Below are 14908 nucleotides of genomic sequence, written 5' to 3' on the forward strand. Positions count from 1 at the left end.
CCACGCGGTATGACAAGGTCGCCGTCCGCTACGAGGCCGTCCTCCACATCGCCGTCATCAACGATTGGCTGACCTGCCTTTGAGACACGCCCTAGTACTCCAGCCGCACTTGGAGACCTCGGTCTGATGGAGGCCGGGACGCGCGTCCCGGTGCGTCTCGACCCCGGCAGCCTGTGCGTGATGACGAGTCCGGCGCGATTCACCTGGCGCAACGCCATCCCGTCGCGCAAGACCGCCCCCGGCCCGGCCGGACGGGTGCTCCGCGGCCGACGAGTATCCGTGACCCTGCACACCGTCCGCTAGACGGATCGCCGTCCTACAGGACGAATGCCAGTTCCGGTCAATGGGCGGGGTTCTCGCTGAGAACGTGCAACCGGTCGAGGGCTCCGCCGGTGTTGTATCGGTAGCCCGTGATTCTGGCGAAGACCTCAATGATCGGCGCCTCGTTTCCTCCGGATACCGCACGGGCCGTTCGTACCGGGACGTTCAGCATGGCGGCCCGCCGCCCCGGCAGGGTGTCCGGATCGAATTCGAACACCTCCTACTCCTCGCGCGGCGGGGCGAGGCAGAATTCGAGATGGTCCGCCGCCTTGGCGCCTTCGCTCTCGATTTCCACGAGTTCAGCGAAGGGCGGCGGCGGCTCCCCGATGGTATAGAGCAGACCGCCCTCGTCCTCCACCGCCGCTTTCCACGTCATCCCGCCGTCGGTCCAGCAGGCGGCACTGAAGCCCATCGACGTCTCCGTGACCTCGAAGGTGAGGAGCCGCGTGCCGGTACTGAGGCTGCGCAATCCGTCCTCGTCGTTGTGGAGCGTGCGCTTCTGGTCGACGAGGAAGGTCCAGCCGTCGATCGGCGGGCCGACGCACCAGCCCGGTGTACGGCTGGAGATGGCGGTGTCGTAATCGGTCGTCCGGCCGCCGGCCCGCTTGCCCAACCGCGAGGCGACCTCGTCGACCGGCAGGTTCTCGACCGCGATGACCGAATGGTTGAATCCCATGACCACCCTTCCTCGTGAACGACCACCGGAGCCTATTGCCAGGCTTTCCTCGCGTCGACCCCGCGCCCGGAATCAAGGCAGCGAGATCGAACGGGCGCCGTCCCGGCCGCGTTGGACCATGCATTTCATCGCGCACAGGCCCTTTCGAGAGGTGTGTTCTGATGAGGGCTCAGGGCTTCGGGCGGTGTTGGCGCACCTCCGGGTCCCGCATTCACGTTCAGGTGCTGGTTACGGCTCCTTTCGTGAGCGGGGTGTGCCGTCATGACGGCAGCGAGGCGCTAGCCCGGCGCCTCCGAGAACAGAGGCGATGGCGGAACGGGCACTAATCGAACGCCGCAGCCCCGAGACTGGGCGGCCCCCTGGCGCGGTCCGTAGCGCGTCCATGGCTGATCCGCTGCCGGGTTACCGTCACCGGCCGGCTCCACCGAACGCCCGGGCGGCGAGCGCGCGACCGTCGCCCGGGGCGCGAGCCGTACCGGACAGATCGACACCGACCGGCAAGCGTTCGCCTACTTTCATGGCAGCGTCGCGCGGTGCACCGGGCGCGGGACGCGGTCGCCGCGGCGCATGCCGCCGCTCGCGACACACCGGACGGCGCGCGTCGACCGGGACGGCGTCGTCGGACGGGAATCGGCCGCCGGAAGACCGGTGCCGCTGGGTGAGGTGCTGGCCGCCGGGGTTCCGGTACCGCAGTTCCTGGTGACGGGGTGGGCCGATGCTGCCTGGATGTCGCTCCGGTCGCTGGAGCGGACGTTCGCCCGCGAGCGGACCCCCGCCGAGCGTGCGGCGTTCGCCGAGGACGAGGAGGGCGTGCAGCGCATCGGCGTGTGTACGCCCAGCGGCCGCCGTCGCCCCCGCAACGCGGTCTGGGAGATGGGTGGACATCGGGGGTGCTGGTAAGTGGACATGGAAGTGCCGCTCGGGTGACGGACTGGGGTTGAACAAGGAGGCGTGCTGGCAGGGTTCGGCGGAATCGATACCGGGTGATCCACAAGATCGCGATCACCCATACGCTGACTCACATGTTCGACGAAGGCTGGGAGGCCCGCCTCGGGTGGACCCACGGGCTGATTTCCGCAGTCCCGGCCGAGCGGGAAGTCGCCCTGCGGCACCATATGGCCACCGGAGCCGCCGTGTCGGCGGCGCTTCAGCGAATGAACAGGCATTGGCACCGCACCAACGCCGACTACAGCGATCCAGCGTTCCGCCAGTCCATCGCCGAGCACATCGCCGCGCAGCGTTACGGCTTCCCCTCCGGCCTCTGGCAGCAGGTCTCCGCGAAGGACGTGCCGCACTGGCCCGGGCTGCCCTACGTCCTCAACTTCCTGGAATGGGAGGCCCGCTACCCAGACCTTTGGACCACACACGCCAAGCATTGGGGGACCAAGGAAAGCTGGCTGCGAGCTCTCGCCGTCCCCGGACACGAGGACATCACCCGCGAACGCCTCGCCGCCATGCTTGAACTCGTCCTGGCCAGGGCCTACCGCTGCAAAGACAGACGCTACGTCGGCATCGCACGCGTCATCGACAGCCCCGAACTCCGCAATCGAGTGGCCTCTGTGGCCGAGCAGCCCAACCCGTGGGCCAGGCTCCACGCCACCTACGTACTGGACATGCTGCGGCACCCCGAACGACCCAACAGCCGAGCCGTGTGGGAAAGGCATGTGGCCGGAGCGAGTCGGACCGTTTAGCCGACCGCGCGGTGCCACCCACGCCATCTCCGTCTCGGGGGTGTGGCACTCCAGTGCCCGCCTACCAGCACAGACCCTGGCCACCAGCCAGCACTTTTAGGACCGCCCACCCCCACTCACAGATGTCCGCCGGCAAAGGCCGCCAGCACGGCGGTCGTCCCACCGGCGGACGGCCCGGCCCGCTGACGATCACGCTCGCGGCCAGCCGTCTTCCACGTGCCGGCACTACTGCTACGTCGACCAGCCCGCGGTCGGCGTCCAGGCCGTCAAGCGCGTCGCCGCGCAGGTCAGGTGACCGGGAGGGCGGCGCCCGGAGCCGGGCGCCGCCCGTGCTCTCAGTCGGCGATCATGCCGCCGCTGAGGTTGGCGATCGCGCCGGTCATCGCGCCGGAACGGTCCGAGGCGACGAAGGCGGCCACATCGGCGATCTCAGCGACCGTGGGCAGCCGCTTGCGCAGGGTCCGGTCGGCCATGCGCTGGTGGAACGCCTCGCGGCTGATGCCGTAGGCGTCGGCGTGCAGCCCGTACACCTCGGTGAGCTGCGGCGTCTCGGGCATCCCGGCGGCGTTCAGGCACACGACCCGCACACCGTGCGGTCCCAGCTCGGCGGCCAGGCCCCGCGACAGCGACTCGACCGCCGCCCACGCCGGCGCCATACCGCCCATCAGCGGGACGGCCGTGCGCGACGGGCTCGCCGTGATCGTCAGGATCACGCCCGCGCCCTGGGCGGTCATGCACCGTCCCGCTGCCCTGGCGGTCAGGAAGTTGGCCTTGGGGTAGGTGGTCATGGGCAGGTCGAAGTCGTCGGGTGACAGGTCGGCCAGGGACGTGCCCTGGATCCGGGTCTGGGGCAGGCTGATGGCGTTGAAGGAGACGTCCACGCTGCCGGCCGTCTCGGCGACCTCCTCGACGTGCGCCTGGACGGCGGCGTCGTCCAGCGCGTCCACCACGGCGGCCTCGGCCTCTCCCCCGGCGGCGCGGATCTTCTCGGCGACCGCCTCCAGCCCGGCGAGGTTCCGCCCGGCCAGGAACACCCTCGCCCCTTCGGCGGCGAAGGTGTGAGCGACCGCGCTTCCGATGGAACCGCTCGCTCCGTAAATGATGGCGTTCTTGCTTTCGAGCAGCATTGTCCGGCTCCCAATTGTCTATGTCGGTGACGGGCTTTCCGTCAATGGTGTCGACTCGGCGGCGGGCCGAAAGGAATCGTCCTGCCCGCACCCGTTCACCGAAGTCTCGTATTTACACAGGTGAGCCGGGGTCATCAACGCCTGAGGGCAGGGTGGAAGCGCCCTGCCCTCGCCGTCGAACTTCTTGCGTCTACAGAGGTGCCGATTCGCCGGGCTGGGGACTTGACGGAGCAGGGCCGAGGGCCCGGGAGAGTCCGAAATACTCGAACAACTGCGGGTCGCGGAACGCGGAAATGCGCGTGATCCCGCCGCCGGACGCCGTCAGGACCATCAACGCGTGAAGGTGGTGAACGCCGTCTTCGCCGCGCTGGTACATGGCGGCTGTGGGCTGCCCGTTGGCCGAGGTCGCCACCATCCGGATGGCACCTGGCACGGTGAGGACCCTGGCCCCGAAGAACCGGACGATGGACTCCCGACCGGCGAACCAGGAGGACGTGGGCGGCATCTCCAGCACGGCGTCCTCGGTCAGCAGCCCCAACAGAGCGGCGACGTCGGCGTTCTCGAAGGCCGCGACATAGCGGTCCAGCAGTTCCCGCTGGTCGGCGCCGGTGACCTCGGTCGTGTCGTCTTCAGAGGGCGCCACCTGGCCGAGCCGGGCTCGAGCGCGTTGCAGGATGCTCTTGACCGCGGCGACGGATATGCCGAGCAGATCGGCGACCTCGGTCGCGCGCAGTGCCAGTACGTCGCGCAGGATGAGGACGGCGCGCTGGCGCGGGGGCAGATACTGCAGGGCGGCGACCAGCGCCAGCCGCAGGCTTGCCCGCGCCGCGACGATCGTGGCGGGGTCACCCCGGACCAGATGGTCGGGGAAGGGCTCGAGCCAGGTGACTTCCGGCGGCGGCGCCAGAGGGCCTTCCGGATCATCGGTAGGACCTCCGAGCCCCGAGGGAAGCGGCCGGCGCTTGCGATGCTCAAGGGCGGTGAGGCAGACGTTGGTGGCGATCCGGTAAAGCCAGGTGCGCAGTGACGACCTGCCCTCGAACGCCTCATAGGAGCGCCACGCACGAATGTACGTCTCCTGCACGAGGTCTTCGGCATCGTGCACCGAACCGAGCATGCGGTAGCAGTAGGCCAGCAGTTCCAGCCGGTAGGGAGAAGTCAGCCGTGTGAAGACACCGTTGTCCGGCGGCACCGTCTCCCCGGCCGATCGACCGGCCTTGACGCGGGTGTCGGCCACCTGTGTCACCGCCCGGCGCCGGGCCGGGCGGCCAACTCGACGACCTGCACGTAATTCCCGACCGGATCCTCCACCGTTGCGATGAGGCCCGGGCCGAAGTCCTCCACGGGCCGGATCCACCGCGTCACGCCCAGCGCCATCAGGTGAGCGACGACCGCCTTGATGTCCTCGACATAGAAGTTGATAAGAATCCTGCCCGGCTCCCGCGTGCTCGGCTGGAGATCGTCACGGCGGTCGAAGACCAACCGGCTGCCGCCGACCATCAGGACGGTGCCGGGCCCGGCCGACGGAACGAACGCCGCGCGGTACCAGGCGCTGAGCCGTTCCGGATCGCCGCTGCCGAGCACGAGGCCGCCCAGCCGGATCCCTGTCGACTCTGGCATGATCGCTCCTTCTCGCTCGTCATCGGAGTTGCGTCCATCTATCGACTCGGCGACCCGCCGAAAGGAATCGATCCGGACAGCGGCCGGATCGTCGGACGAAGTCGAAGGAACGTGAGCGGCGGCCCGCGCAAGGTCATCTCCCTGCGCCGAGGAGCGTACGACGGCGGAAGCTGCCGCCACGGCGACGATCGCTGACACCCCCGTGAGCGCGCGGACGGACCCGTAGACCGCGGGGAGCACGGCCCGGTCGGCGGGAGCGGCCGCCGAGGACATTCCCCGCACCTCATCAGCGCGACACGATGGTCCAGAAGGTGGCACGTCAACCGAACTCCTGCCCGATCGCGTTGCGGAGGCCGAAGAAGGAGCGTTGAACGCCGCTCTCCTCATGGCGGTCCCAGCCCCGTGAATTGGGCAGCGCCGGCGGTGCTGCCCTCCGCATCGGGGCACGAGCGTGCCGCAACACTGCTGGAGCAGGCAGCCACCGGCGACCCCGGCCAGGCCGAGCAGCGTCTGACCACCGCCGAGCACCGCTGCGCCTGGGCCGCGAAGGCACGCGACCTCCTCTCCCCTACGGTGAAGACCGGTCCGCGTCCCGATCAACACGCGCCCAACGAGGGGAACCGTTCCGAAGACGCTCAGCGCTAGTGCTGATCAAAACGATGAGGGGCGGCCGGTGCCCCCACCGAGCCATCGATGAAGTGGGGCCAGGGACGGACGAGTAGGTGTCTTGGCGCGGTGGCGGGCGCGCCGGGCACGGGTGGGACCTTGGGCGGCCGATCCCTGAGTGGCGTCGGTCGGCTCGTTCACCGTCACGCTCGTCGAACGGGACCGGGCGATGATCTCAAGCGCATCGGCCACACGTGTGGCATCGATGGGCCGGGTGTCGGGCTGCTTGGCCAGCAGGCGCAGTATCGCCTGCTCCAACTCTGTTGATATCAGGGGTTGCAGCCGACTGGGTGGGGTCGGGGATTCGCGCAGGTGTCGGTGGAATAGCGCAGTGGAGGTGTCGGCCTCGAAAGGTCGCTCTCCGGTGGACAGTTCGTACAGCACGCATCCCAGTGCGTAAAGGTCGCTGGCACGGCTTGGCGGGTGCCCCAGAACGAGTTCAGGAGCCACGTAACCGGCGGTGCCCAGCACTACCCGAGCAGGTTGGCCGGAGGTGGCGAGGCCCAGACGACGGGCAATGCCGAAATCGGTGAGCTTGAGAACGCCGTCATCGGTCAGCAGCAGGTTGGCCGGCTTGACGTCGCCGTGCACGACACCGGCCGTGTGGGCGGCGGCCAGCGCCCGGGCGGCCTGTGCACCCAGGTCTGCGACCTGCGAGGGCGCCAACGGACCTTGCCCGTCCAAGACCGCGGACAGGTTACGGCCGGAGACCAGCTCCATGATCAGGAAAACGCGTTCGCCGTCGGCGGCCACGTCATAGATCTGCACCACGTTGGGATGCACCAGCCGGGCGGCGTAACGGGCCTCCCGCAAGATCCGTTCACCGGTCGTGCCTGCCGCATCGTCGCGGGGCGTGCCCTGGTGCGAGCCGGTGAATCGAATGCGATCCAGCAACTTCACCGCGACCAGGCGGTCCAGCGACACATCCTTGGCGCACCACACCTCGGCCATGCCGCCCCGCCCGACCGGCTCGATCAACTGATACCGGCCGGCCAGCAGCACCGAGCCCTCTGCCGCGCGTCCGTGTCGTCCCATCACTCCAGACCTCAGCGCCCCATGCGACGGCCTACCCAAGCGGGCCCACCACGCCTTCCCGCCTGCGCACCTCCACTTGATAGAGCGCCCGGAACGACCGCTCTGTCACACCAAGACCGTTTCCCTCTGCCCGCTACCCGTCAGGGGCCGGGTGATCGCCCAGCGCGGGTGCAGCGCCACCGTGGCCGAGTGGATGCATCGAGGCTGCGGGCCCCACCCCCGTTCGGGGACGACGGGGGTGGGGCGGTGCTACAGGCTGCCCCAGTCCGCTGGGCCGCCTGGAGCAAGGCCACGACGGGGTTTCATGGCCTTCACCTCCTCCAGCGCCACAACCCCTACGAATGTCACCCAGCACTCGGGATGGACCTGCTCAAGGGCCGCTGGTGCCGCCTGCTCGCGTCGCCTGCCGCGGTGTCGACGGTGCGTCCTGATACAGCCGGCCGACTATCAAGAGAGCGGCTCCGCGTCACCGGCCCGCTCCCATGCCGGGGCCTTAACCCAGAGGGTGCTTGGCACGGTCGGCAGGTCGCCGCCAGCAGCGTCACCGGAAGTAGGGTTCGGTAATCCTGAACCGTGAACCTGCGATCGTAAGACCGCACCCCTGGATGCCAGCGCCAAGCCCTGGACGTTCCTGAAAACCACGCCCGCATCCTGGCTGCCGTCGCCTACGCCCCGACCGGCGGATCCGTGACACCGCCGAGCGCACCGGGATCACTGAACGCGCCGGTCAGCGCATCCTGCGCGAACTGGAGACCGACGGTTACCTCACCCGCACTCGTACCGGGCGCCGTACCCGTTACATCGTCCACCCCGCGCGGGCGCTCGGCGAGTTGCCCGTCCCGGCGAACGCGACGTGCTCGGGCTGTGGGCAGCGCCCGGCGGTGAGGGCACCAAGCAATGGATAAACGCGTTGACCGGCCTCTCCACTTCGTTCCGAAGTATGTAGATCGTCTCGCGGACGTCAGTCCCAACCCGCCCTCGTGACAGATCGGCTGTACCGTCAGCCGCGCGACGCCGAAGGCAACTGACGGAAGGGCTCAGATTGTGGATCAGGGCATAGCGGCGCCGTGGGCTTCATCGCTGGCGGTGCTGGGCACTCTGGGCGGCGCCTGGGTGCAGCGGAAGGCGGCGGTGCTGCAAGTGCGCGAGGAAGCCGGGGCGCAGGGCCGGGCGAGGTTGTGGGAGGAACGGCGTGCGGCGTACGCGCGGGTGCTGGACCGCTGCGATGACGCGCACGCGGCCTTCGCGCAGGTGTGGGAGCTGCGCCAGGAGGCGGCAGGCGGCGCGCCCCTGGCCGACGGGCCCGGCTGTCCGCGATGCCGCGCAGGAGGCACAGCGGACACTCGCGGAGCTGCGGCGGGCCGTGGCATATGTGCTGCCCCTTGACCCGCAGGCGGTCTCGCGACGGGCGGAGGCGCTGAGCAAGAGACAGCAGCAGCGGGTGGAGCTGGTGCTCGGCCCCGCTGGCGGGCTCGAAGAGATGCGGGCTGAGCTGGCGAGCCTTGAGGAGCAGTACCACCTGGCCTACGGGGCGTTCACCACTGCCGCCCAGAGCGTGTTGGCGCCAGACGAGGACGCCTAATCTCCGCCCCACCGTCCAGAGGCCGAGGTCCGCGCCGCGGCAGCGGCGCGGCTCGGGCGCCTTCACGAACTCCTCACGATTGGGCGGCACCGCCACCGTTCCGGCAGCGACCAACGCCCGCCACGCACCATTGACCACCCGGCTCGTCAACCCGGACTCGGCCACCGCCCCCGTCCGCCGCAGCTTGCTCCCTCGGCCAGCGCACCCGAGGCGATCCGGGCGGCCGCCGCGCCCCATCGACCGTCTCAACACGCAGCGATCTTGGTTCCAGGTGCGAACCAAGGCGGCGCCGTGTCTGTTGAGAATCGTGCCCGGGCGCGCCCTGCCGGGAGTACCCACCGTCTTCCACGGGCCCGGTCGGGGATGGTCAGCGCCGATCGACGAGAGCCCGCCGACAGGGCGTGGCGCTTCGGCGTCTCAGCCGGCTTCGGCATCCGTGCTTGCCGATGGGCCGGCGAGGACGCGTGCCAGCAGGTCACGGAGGTGCCGCTGGTCGGAGCCGGGGAGTTCGAAAAAGGTCCGGGCCAGCGCGTGGGCGCTGGAGCGCAACTCCCGGCGCTTGCGCTCGCCGGCTTCGGTGAGCACCACGTGCTTGACCCGGCGGTCGCCCGGAGCGGGCCGGCGGGTCACCATGCCGCGGCGCTCCAGGCCGTCGACGATGCCGGTGACGTTGGACGGCTCGCATGACAGCCAGTCGGCCAGCTGACGCATCGGGGCGGGGCCGGACAGGTTGGTCAGGACGAGCGCCTGGGCCGGGGGGAGGCCGAGCTCCGCCGCGGCGGCGTTGAACTGGGCGCGCAGCCGCCCGGTGACCTCGAAGACCAGTCCGCTCAGCTCAGCTACGACCGCATCGGCGTCGGTGCCGGCACCGGTTTCGGCGTCGGCGTCGGCGTCGGCATTGGAGCGCATGCGACCAGCATAGCCGCCGCTTAAGCAACTGGATTGTTGAGCTCCTGAAGTAAGTGCTACGCTCCAAGAAACTTAAGGAACTGAACTATGAGGTACCTGAAGGAGATGTCGCGATGACACAGGCGACCACGGGTCGACGCGCCGGCCGTAGGAGTCCAGGACCTGCACAGGCACTCGCCGCGGCGAGTGCGGTCGCGGCCGCGCCAGCGATCTGGGCGGCCGCCGCTCTGATCCTGCTCGCGGTGTCGTTCCTGCCCATCATCGGCGTGCAGGCTTCCGGCGGGAGCAAAGCGGTGCTCGCCCTTACCCATGTGGCCGTCGGAGCCGTTCTGATCCCCGTCTTCTGGTGGACGACCACGCCCCGGGCCGCCGACAACGGGAGCGGGCGATGACAGCGCAGGAGAACGAGATCGTCGACAGCCCCACCCCGTGGGTCGCCGATCACATCCGCGCCTACCTCGAAACCGGAGGCGTCCAGGGTCACCTCTACCAGGGCTGGCCAACGCTGCTGCTCACCACCCGCGGCCGCAGGTCGGGCAAACTCCGCCGCACCGCGCTGATCTACGGCCGCGACCAGGACCGCTTCCTGCTGGTCGCCTCCAACGGCGGCGCGGAACGCCACCCGGCCTGGTACCTCAACCTCACCGAAACCCCGACGGTGTCACTGCAGGTCGGTCCGGACCACTTCACCGCGACCGCCCGCACCGCCACCGCCGAGGAGAAGCCCCGGCTGTGGCAGATCATGACCGAACTGTTCCCCCAATACGCCAAGTACCAAGAGGAATCAGCACGCGAACTGCCCCTGGTGATCCTCACCCCGCAGGCCCCGCCCGGGTAACCGGACCGGACCGAGCCACCCCCAGCATCCCCGGAGAACCCCCGACACGACCGCCGCCGCCCCGGCGAGCGCGCGCTGGCCCCACCAACGGCGCCCTTCCGTGCCGAACTCCGGCACCCCATCGATCCCGCACCGAACCCAGACGGAAACGGATAGAGGAACCATGAAGACGCGACCCGCCCTGAGCGACCACCAACAGGCCGTGAGCGCACAGACAGTGGCAGCCGACTTCGCCGCGACACTGCAGCGGGCCGGCGAGACCCGCGACGCCGACCTCTACAACTCCGCCTTCGCGGCAGACGTGCTGTGGGGCAGCCCCTACGGAGCCACCGTGGCCGGCTACACCGAACTGAACGCCATCCACCGACGGCTCATGGTGGCGAACGCCGCACCAGCGTCACGGTTCGAGGTGGTCACCGCACTCGCCCCCGCACCCGGCGTGGTGGTGACACACATCCGCCGGCAGGCAGCCGACGCCGACGGATTCTCCGAGATGGCACTGTACGTCCTGGTCGAACGCGCCGGGCGATGGTGGCTCGCAGCGGCACAGAACACCCCCATCGGCGAATCACCGCTGCACAACTAAAGACAAGGCATACCACCGGCTCCCGACGATCCTTCCCGGGCACGTAGGTCGCGCCCGCCCCGGGGCCGACACACGGGCTCCCGATGGCCGGGGAAGGCGCCGGGAACTCTGCATCAGCCTGCAAGAGAGCCCGGTCATCGGACCACTTCCCTGCCTTGGGGAACCCTCCCGGCCTGGGACGATCGCCCCTCTTGCACCCTCACCCCGCAAAGCGTGCAGGCCCAGACTTCTCCACTGGAGGGGAAGGTTCGGGCCTCCACGGTGTCATGGTTCGTCGCGGCGAGCTCCGTGCGACCGCCGCGACGGTTCAGTCTGGTTATGCCGAGGCGGGCTGTGGGTGAGCAGACGGGGCCACAGGCCCGGGACCGCAGGGCAATGGGAGTTACCACCTACTCGGCCGGGCTCTCCCGGAGTGCGCCCGAGGGGCCGCCAGCGCCGCTACCAGGCGCTTGTTTGGCCCTGCCCGGTCCGGGCATCGGCACTCGCGCGGCCCGCCCCCCGCACCGAGCGGTGCGGTGTTCGCCGGCGGGGCGGCCGGGCCGCGACCGGGAACCGGTCCTCCCGGGGTCCGCTGGCGTGCGGTCGGACCCCGGGAGGGCGCTCACATATGCCGGCGCCGACCCCCTCCGGCGCCGGGGCTCGGGGACGGGCGGCCTCGTCCCCGAGCCCCACCGAGTCCCGGACGGCGCGCGAGATAGAAGGCGCTGGGATGACACGTGTTCCACCCGATCCACGCGCGCCGCGATCTACAGGAAGCGCTGGCCGCCCTGTACGGGGCGTCCGAGGGGGAACGGATCCCGCGGCAAGCAAAGAGCCTGGGCCTCGGCCGTGGAGTCGAACTCGACCCGGTGCCCGCTCACCGGCCGCGCGCGGCATGCGGGGCGCCCTCCATTGTCGCCGGCGAGTAGGCCGGGGCCGGGCGGCTGCCCGGCCCCGGGAGTGGGTCAGCTGCGGCCGAGCATCTCAGCGGTGAGGATGTTGCCGCCGAGCCCCCAGCCGCCGTCGGGGACCTCGTCGACGAGGACCAGGGTGGTCGCCCTGGCGCGCTCGCCGTACACGTCGGCGTAGGCGTCGGTGACGGCGTCGATGAGCTTCTTCTTGGACTCGGGGGTCAGGGTGTCGGCGGGGACCTTGAGGTTGGCGAACGGCATGACGATTTCCTTTCGTTGGGTGATTCAGAGGGAGGCGGTCGAGGACAGCAGGTCCTCGATGCCCACGCGTTGGTAGAACTCGGCGCGGATCCGGTCGGCGACGATGGAGACCACCTCGCTGCCGTCCTTGCTAGGATCGACGTGGCTGCGGAACGGCCGCCGGCCCGCTGGGAGGCCGACGATGCGGACGATCTCGTCGGCGACGGACTCCGCCCTGGCGTCCGGTGGGATCAAGCGGTTCAGCCGGTCGGTCAGGCCGGCGCGGAGCTCGCCGTAGGGCTCCTCGTAGGCCTTGTCGCGGTCCGTGTCCGATGGTCCGCCCGCGTTGGCGAAGTGGTTGGTGCCCGAGGTGAAGGCGCCGGGGACGACGATGGAGGTCTCGATGCCGAACCGGATGAGCTCGGCGGCGTAGCTCTCCGCGAGGGCGTCCATGGCGGCCTTGGCCGCGAAGTACGGGGCGAGGAACGGCGGGTGGCCGCCTCGGGTGGAGGAGCTTCCCACCCACACGAGCAGTCCGGAGCCCTGGACGCGCAGGTGCGGCAGTGCGGCGCGGTTGACCCGTTGGGCGCCGAGGACGTTGACGTCGTAGACGGCGGCGAGGTCCTCGGCCGTGAACGCCTCGGCCGGACCCAGGACCATGTGGCCCGCGTTGTGGACGACGGCGTCGAGGCGGCCGTACCGATCCAGGACGGTGCCCACGGCCAGGTCGGCGGACTCCTGCGACTGCACGTCCAGCTCGACCGCCGACAGCTCGAGGTCCTCCTCGACGGCGAGCCGGTGCAGGGCGGCGACGGCAGGTGCGTTGCGGTCCGCGGTACGCCTCATGCCGGCGGCGACGGCGTGCCCGTCCCGTGCCAGGGCCACGGCCGTCAGCCGGCCGAACCCGCTGGAGGCCCCGGTGACGACGATGACCTGTCGCACGGCGGCCATCAGATGATGCCGCCGTTCGCGCGCACGACCTGCCCGTTGATCCAGTGCCCGGCCGGACTGGCCAGGAAGGAGACGACCTCGGCGATGTCCTCGGGGGTGCCGAGCCGCTCCAGCGGCGGCTGCTTGGCGAGATGCTCGATCGTCGCCTCGTCCTTGCCGTCCAGGAACAGCTCGGTGGCGGTCGGGCCGGGCGCGACGGCGTTGACCGTGATGTCGCGTCCGCGAAGCTCGCGGGCGAGCACCAGCGTCATCGCCTCGACGGCGCCCTTGCTCGCGGCGTACGCCCCGTAGCTCGGGAACTGCAGGCCGACCACGGAGGTGGACAGGTTCACGATCGCGCCCCCCTCGCGGACGCGGCGGGCGGCCTCGCGGGCCATCACGAACGCGCCGCGGATGTTGGTGCGGTGCAGGGCGTCCAGCTCGTCCAGATCGAGGTCGGCGATCGGGGACAGCGCCAGCCGTCCCGCCGAGTTGACGACCACATCGACCCCGCCGAAGGAGTTCTCGGCGGCGTCGAACATCTCCGCGACGGCGCCCTCGTCGGCGACGTCGGCCTGGACCGGGATCGCCCGGCCGCCGGACGCCGTGATCTCCTCCACCACCCGCGCCGCGGCGGAGGCCGCCCCCTGGAAACCCACCGCGACCGCGAAGCCGCGTGCCGCCAGCGCCGCCGCGATCGCCTTGCCTATCCCGCGGGAGCCGCCACTGACGACGGCCACACGCTGATCACTCATGGAGAAACCCCTTGCTCTTATCGCCGATACGAAGCGTTCGTATCGACGTTACGACCTCACCGTAGCACACGGTCGTAGCATCGTTAGCGGCTGGCGGTATCATCGATCGCATGGCAGAGACGGACCCGCTTCGCGCGGCGATGATCGAGGCCGCGGAGCGGCAGCTGGCGTCGTCCTCCGACCACGAGGTCGCCACGCGCGCGGTCTGCGAGGCGGTCGGGGTGAGCCAGCCCGTGCTCTACCGGCTGTTCGGTGACAAGCGCGGGCTGCTGGACGCCGTCGCCGACCACGGGTACGAGCGGTACACCGCGCTCAAGGCCGCCCAGGAGCAGACCGGCGACCCGGTCGCCGACCTGCACGCCGGGTGGGACGGCCACATGGCGTTCGCCCAGGAGAACCCGGCCCTCTACCAGCTGATGTTCACGCCGCGTCCGTGGTCGCACTCGACGGCGCGAGAGCGCGTGATGGACCTGCTGGTGGCCGCGCTCACACGGTGCGCGGCGGTGGGCGCACTGAGGCTGGAGCCGCGAACCGCCGCTCAGCTGATCCTCTCGGCGAACATCGGGACCGCCCTGGACCACATCACCCGACCCGCCCTGTTCGAGGACCCGATGCTCTCCCACCGCATGCGGGACGCCGTGTTCTCGCACGTGCTGACCACAACGTCCGCTCAGAACGACGCCGACCCACTGCACACCGCCGCGCTGCGCCTGCACGCGCAACTCCAACTCGGCGGTACCGAGGCCCTCGAACCGGTCGAGACCGCTCTCCTTCAACGGTGGCTCGAGCGCATCACACACCGTTCCTGAACTTTGGCGCTTAGGGTCGTCAGAGAGATCCCCTGGCGCCGAGCCTGGTCAGGTGGGCGGGACCTGGCCTGGAGTTCGGTCCGCAGGCATGTTCGCCCGGTTTCCGCAGGTCGGTGATCACACGGTGCGGTATCGATTCGACTAGGCCGTGTTTCGAAGTGGGGTGAGTGTCGGCGTGTTGTGAGCCGGACGCAGTGAGGTCTCCGGTAGATGGTTCATCGACCAAGAAGAAC

The 14908-nt window shown here is 69.9% G+C and carries 18 protein-coding genes; 8 read left to right on the top strand and 10 right to left on the bottom strand.

Annotated elements, in window-relative coordinates; all coding sequences use genetic code 11:
- Nucleotides 1-126: 126 nt before the first annotated feature.
- Nucleotides 127-303: a hypothetical protein gene (locus ABT299_RS50345; protein ID WP_500255190.1), complete on the top strand. Its 177-nt coding sequence runs from the start codon at nt 127-129 to the stop codon at nt 301-303.
- A 37-nt stretch (nt 304-340) separates the two neighbouring features.
- Here ABT299_RS50345 and ABT299_RS50350 read toward each other — a convergent pair whose 3' ends face one another.
- Nucleotides 341-538, bottom strand: a complete 198-nt coding sequence (locus ABT299_RS50350; protein WP_500255191.1) for a hypothetical protein — start codon at nt 536-538, stop codon at nt 341-343.
- Nucleotides 539-541: 3 nt separating this feature from the next.
- Nucleotides 542-997, bottom strand: a complete 456-nt coding sequence (locus ABT299_RS50355; protein ID WP_500255192.1) for a hypothetical protein — start codon at nt 995-997, stop codon at nt 542-544.
- 648 nt (nt 998-1645) lie between these two features.
- Here ABT299_RS50355 and ABT299_RS50360 point away from each other — a divergent pair.
- Nucleotides 1646-1897 carry a hypothetical protein gene (locus tag ABT299_RS50360; protein ID WP_500255193.1) on the top strand — a complete coding sequence of 84 codons (252 nt, stop codon included), beginning with the start codon at nt 1646-1648 and terminating at the stop codon, nt 1895-1897.
- Between the two features lie 83 nt (nt 1898-1980).
- Nucleotides 1981-2688, top strand: a complete 708-nt coding sequence (locus tag ABT299_RS50365; RefSeq protein ID WP_500255194.1) for a hypothetical protein — start codon at nt 1981-1983, stop codon at nt 2686-2688.
- Nucleotides 2689-3023: 335 nt separating this feature from the next.
- Here the strand turns inward: ABT299_RS50365 and ABT299_RS50370 are convergent, their stop codons facing one another.
- From ABT299_RS50370 to ABT299_RS50385, 4 genes are all read right to left on the bottom strand, one after another.
- Nucleotides 3024-3815, bottom strand: a complete 792-nt coding sequence (locus tag ABT299_RS50370) for an SDR family NAD(P)-dependent oxidoreductase (RefSeq protein WP_500255195.1) — start codon at nt 3813-3815, stop codon at nt 3024-3026.
- A gap of 190 nt (nt 3816-4005) precedes the next feature.
- Nucleotides 4006-5007 carry a sigma-70 family RNA polymerase sigma factor gene (locus ABT299_RS50375; RefSeq protein ID WP_500255206.1) on the bottom strand — a complete coding sequence of 334 codons (1002 nt, stop codon included), beginning with the start codon at nt 5005-5007 and terminating at the stop codon, nt 4006-4008.
- A gap of 50 nt (nt 5008-5057) precedes the next feature.
- Nucleotides 5058-5435 (bottom strand): VOC family protein, encoded by a 378-nt coding sequence (locus ABT299_RS50380; RefSeq protein ID WP_500255196.1) that lies wholly within the window; start codon nt 5433-5435, stop codon nt 5058-5060.
- A 651-nt stretch (nt 5436-6086) separates the two neighbouring features.
- Complete coding sequence (locus tag ABT299_RS50385) at nt 6087-7103, bottom strand: serine/threonine-protein kinase (protein ID WP_500255197.1); 1017 nt, start codon at nt 7101-7103, stop codon at nt 6087-6089.
- 1396 nt (nt 7104-8499) lie between these two features.
- Here ABT299_RS50385 and ABT299_RS50390 point away from each other — a divergent pair.
- A complete protein-coding gene (locus ABT299_RS50390; protein WP_500255198.1) occupies nt 8500-8718 on the top strand; it encodes a hypothetical protein in 219 nt (72 codons plus the stop codon).
- A gap of 417 nt (nt 8719-9135) precedes the next feature.
- Here ABT299_RS50390 and ABT299_RS50395 read toward each other — a convergent pair whose 3' ends face one another.
- A complete protein-coding gene (locus tag ABT299_RS50395; protein ID WP_500255199.1) occupies nt 9136-9627 on the bottom strand; it encodes a MarR family winged helix-turn-helix transcriptional regulator in 492 nt (163 codons plus the stop codon).
- Between the two features lie 113 nt (nt 9628-9740).
- Here ABT299_RS50395 and ABT299_RS50400 point away from each other — a divergent pair, with 113 nt between their 5' ends.
- The 3 genes from ABT299_RS50400 to ABT299_RS50410 all read left to right on the top strand — a co-directional run bounded on the left by ABT299_RS50400 (nt 9741) and on the right by ABT299_RS50410 (nt 11051).
- On the top strand, nt 9741-10019 hold the full coding sequence (locus ABT299_RS50400) for a DUF6069 family protein (RefSeq protein WP_500255200.1): 279 nt from the start codon (nt 9741-9743) through the stop codon (nt 10017-10019).
- Nucleotides 10016-10465: a nitroreductase family deazaflavin-dependent oxidoreductase gene (locus ABT299_RS50405; protein WP_500255201.1), complete on the top strand. Its 450-nt coding sequence runs from the start codon at nt 10016-10018 to the stop codon at nt 10463-10465. The genes ABT299_RS50400 and ABT299_RS50405 overlap by 4 nt, the downstream gene beginning before the upstream one ends.
- A 163-nt stretch (nt 10466-10628) precedes the next feature.
- Complete coding sequence (locus ABT299_RS50410) at nt 10629-11051, top strand: hypothetical protein (protein ID WP_500255202.1); 423 nt, start codon at nt 10629-10631, stop codon at nt 11049-11051.
- A 944-nt stretch (nt 11052-11995) separates the two neighbouring features.
- On the opposite strand, the gene ABT299_RS50415 is transcribed toward ABT299_RS50410, so the two are convergent.
- The 3 genes from ABT299_RS50415 to ABT299_RS50425 are packed head-to-tail and all read right to left on the bottom strand — an operon-like array spanning nt 11996 to nt 13866.
- Nucleotides 11996-12202: a 4-oxalocrotonate tautomerase family protein gene (locus ABT299_RS50415; RefSeq protein ID WP_131760693.1), complete on the bottom strand. Its 207-nt coding sequence runs from the start codon at nt 12200-12202 to the stop codon at nt 11996-11998.
- A gap of 24 nt (nt 12203-12226) precedes the next feature.
- Entirely contained in the window at nt 12227-13123 is an 897-nt protein-coding gene (locus ABT299_RS50420) for an SDR family NAD(P)-dependent oxidoreductase (RefSeq protein ID WP_500255203.1), read from the bottom strand.
- A gap of 8 nt (nt 13124-13131) precedes the next feature.
- Nucleotides 13132-13866: an SDR family oxidoreductase gene (locus tag ABT299_RS50425; RefSeq protein ID WP_500255204.1), complete on the bottom strand. Its 735-nt coding sequence runs from the start codon at nt 13864-13866 to the stop codon at nt 13132-13134.
- 110 nt (nt 13867-13976) lie between these two features.
- On the opposite strand from ABT299_RS50425, the gene ABT299_RS50430 reads away from it, so the two are divergent.
- The gene (locus ABT299_RS50430) at nt 13977-14675 is read left to right on the top strand and encodes a TetR/AcrR family transcriptional regulator (protein WP_500255205.1); all 699 of its coding nucleotides are present in this window, start codon (nt 13977-13979) and stop codon (nt 14673-14675) included.
- Nucleotides 14676-14908: the final 233 nt, after the last annotated feature.

It is taken from the genome of Spirillospora sp. NPDC000708 (assembly GCF_040299565.1).
Lineage (GTDB): Bacteria > Actinomycetota > Actinomycetes > Streptosporangiales > Streptosporangiaceae > Spirillospora.

Excerpts from the sequence above, each read along its gene's own strand:
- ABT299_RS50345 (WP_500255190.1), top strand. The coding sequence starts at position 127 with ATGGAGGCCGGGACGCGCGTCCCGGTGCGTCTCGACCCCGGCAGCCTG.
- ABT299_RS50355 (WP_500255192.1), bottom strand. The coding sequence starts at position 997 with ATGGGATTCAACCATTCGGTCATCGCGGTCGAGAACCTGCCGGTCGAC.
- ABT299_RS50370 (WP_500255195.1), bottom strand. The coding sequence starts at position 3,815 with ATGCTGCTCGAAAGCAAGAACGCCATCATTTACGGAGCGAGCGGTTCC.
- ABT299_RS50380 (WP_500255196.1), bottom strand. The coding sequence starts at position 5,435 with ATGCCAGAGTCGACAGGGATCCGGCTGGGCGGCCTCGTGCTCGGCAGC.
- ABT299_RS50395 (WP_500255199.1), bottom strand. The coding sequence starts at position 9,627 with ATGCGCTCCAATGCCGACGCCGACGCCGACGCCGAAACCGGTGCCGGC.
- ABT299_RS50400 (WP_500255200.1), top strand. The coding sequence starts at position 9,741 with ATGACACAGGCGACCACGGGTCGACGCGCCGGCCGTAGGAGTCCAGGA.
- ABT299_RS50405 (WP_500255201.1), top strand. The coding sequence starts at position 10,016 with ATGACAGCGCAGGAGAACGAGATCGTCGACAGCCCCACCCCGTGGGTC.
- ABT299_RS50410 (WP_500255202.1), top strand. The coding sequence starts at position 10,629 with ATGAAGACGCGACCCGCCCTGAGCGACCACCAACAGGCCGTGAGCGCA.
- ABT299_RS50415 (WP_131760693.1), bottom strand. The coding sequence starts at position 12,202 with ATGCCGTTCGCCAACCTCAAGGTCCCCGCCGACACCCTGACCCCCGAG.
- ABT299_RS50425 (WP_500255204.1), bottom strand. The coding sequence starts at position 13,866 with ATGAGTGATCAGCGTGTGGCCGTCGTCAGTGGCGGCTCCCGCGGGATA.
- ABT299_RS50430 (WP_500255205.1), top strand. The coding sequence starts at position 13,977 with ATGGCAGAGACGGACCCGCTTCGCGCGGCGATGATCGAGGCCGCGGAG.